The sequence below is a fragment of the Neobacillus drentensis genome, assembly GCF_036962765.1.
In the GTDB taxonomy this organism is placed as follows: Bacteria; Bacillota; Bacilli; order Bacillales; family Cytobacillaceae; genus Neobacillus; species Neobacillus drentensis_C.
Window position 1 is genome coordinate 1 of the sequence record NZ_JBALOS010000300.1, and the last position, 1,465, is coordinate 1,465.

A 1,465-nucleotide genomic window follows, 5' to 3' on the forward strand; every position below is an offset into this window, starting at 1 on the left:
GTATTACTACTATACCAAAGCGGTGTTTATTTGTTGAAATTATTTACAAATAGTTGTGTCTTTCGTACCACTTTTTTGCTTTAAAGCAATAATGGTTGATTGAATTTTTAGAAAATGGTAAGATGTAATTGTTTAAATTCTTCTGAGTTTAGACCTCCTAATTAGGGACTTGGCATAGACCACCAAGTTCTCATTTTAACCTTTGAATTTAATTCAAAGGTTCTTTTTTTTTATGGATAAGTTAAAGCTAATATTTCTATGTTTATAAAAATCATGATTCATGGGTAATTTGGTAATAAAAGAGAGGCGTAGGAGGCAAATTGCCCTTGGAATTTAAAACAATTAATCAATGGGATGCCCGATTATGGAACGAACAGGTAGGTCCTATTTATCACCAAGCTTTCGATGGAAAGGGAGCAAAGCCGGAGAAAATCATTCGCAATATGTTCCGGAAACAACTTTGTTACTTACATCTTGGGATTGTAGAGAGCCATGTAGTGGCCATGGGGTTAACAGGTAAACTCGAAGGAACCGATGCTTTAATCATTGATTATCTTGCCGTCGCATCAAAATGGCAGCATCGCGGAATTGGATTGAAAATGATGAACTATATCTCAGATTGGGCGCTAACAAAATCAAGTGTGAAAAGTCTAGTGATTGAAGTGGAATCTGCAGATACACCTGAAACACTAGCAAGAAATCAATTTTGGGAAAAGTGCGGATTTACAATGACTGACTACATTCACGATTACAAATGGGTCCCTGAATCCTATCGAGCGATGTATGTAACATTGGTGACTGACACCAATTTACCTAAACACGGTGAAGAACTGTTCAAGTATATTGAAAGGTTCCATAAGGCGTCATATCAGGGGGCGTAAACGGGAATGAAAAAATAATTCTATAAAAAGCAGGTCTTTTTGTGGGATATGTAGTAAATAATATTGAGGTTTTCAACGAAAGGGGAGTTATAAATGAAGGGGCAAGCGACACCATATTTAATGTTCGATGGTAAGGCGAAAGATGCCTTACATTTTTATAGAGAAGTGTTCGGTGGAGAAATATCCAATCTCCAAACCTATGGTGAGGCAGATTATCCTACACCTCCAGAAGCACATGACCGTATTATCCATGCACAATTTAGAAGTGGTGATTTATTTTTAATGGTTTCAGATGCATTTCCAGGGAGCACTGTTGTGGAAGGCAGTAATATTTCATTAACATTGGAATTTGAAAGTGAGGAAGAAATCCAAAAAATTTATGATTCACTACGACAAAGCGGGACCGTTTTCATGGAACTGCAGGATACCTTTTGGGGGGCAAAATACGGGAAAGTCAAAGATGCATATGGCGTAATATGGGACTTAAATTATACGAAATCTTCATAAAGCTATGGGAAAGAAGGCTGGAATTATCCGGCCTCCTCTTTTATATAGGCTATTTTCGTATAGATTGTTGTTTTTCG

Annotated in this window: 2 protein-coding genes; both read left to right on the plus strand. The window is 37.0% G+C overall.

All coding sequences use genetic code 11. From position 1 onward, the window contains the following. Nucleotides 1–326: 326 nt before the first annotated feature. On the plus strand, nt 327–881 hold the full coding sequence (locus V7137_RS27495) for a GNAT family N-acetyltransferase (RefSeq protein WP_335701012.1): 555 nt from the start codon (nt 327–329) through the stop codon (nt 879–881). A gap of 93 nt (nt 882–974) precedes the next feature. After that, nucleotides 975–1,388, plus strand: coding sequence for a VOC family protein (locus V7137_RS27500; RefSeq protein ID WP_335701013.1), 414 nt, complete (start codon nt 975–977; stop codon nt 1,386–1,388). Nucleotides 1,389–1,465 lie beyond the last annotated feature (77 nt).

Coding starts and splice junctions, on each gene's coding strand:
- V7137_RS27500 (WP_335701013.1), top strand. CDS start 975: ATGAAGGGGCAAGCGACACCATATTTAATGTTCGATGGTAAGGCGAAA.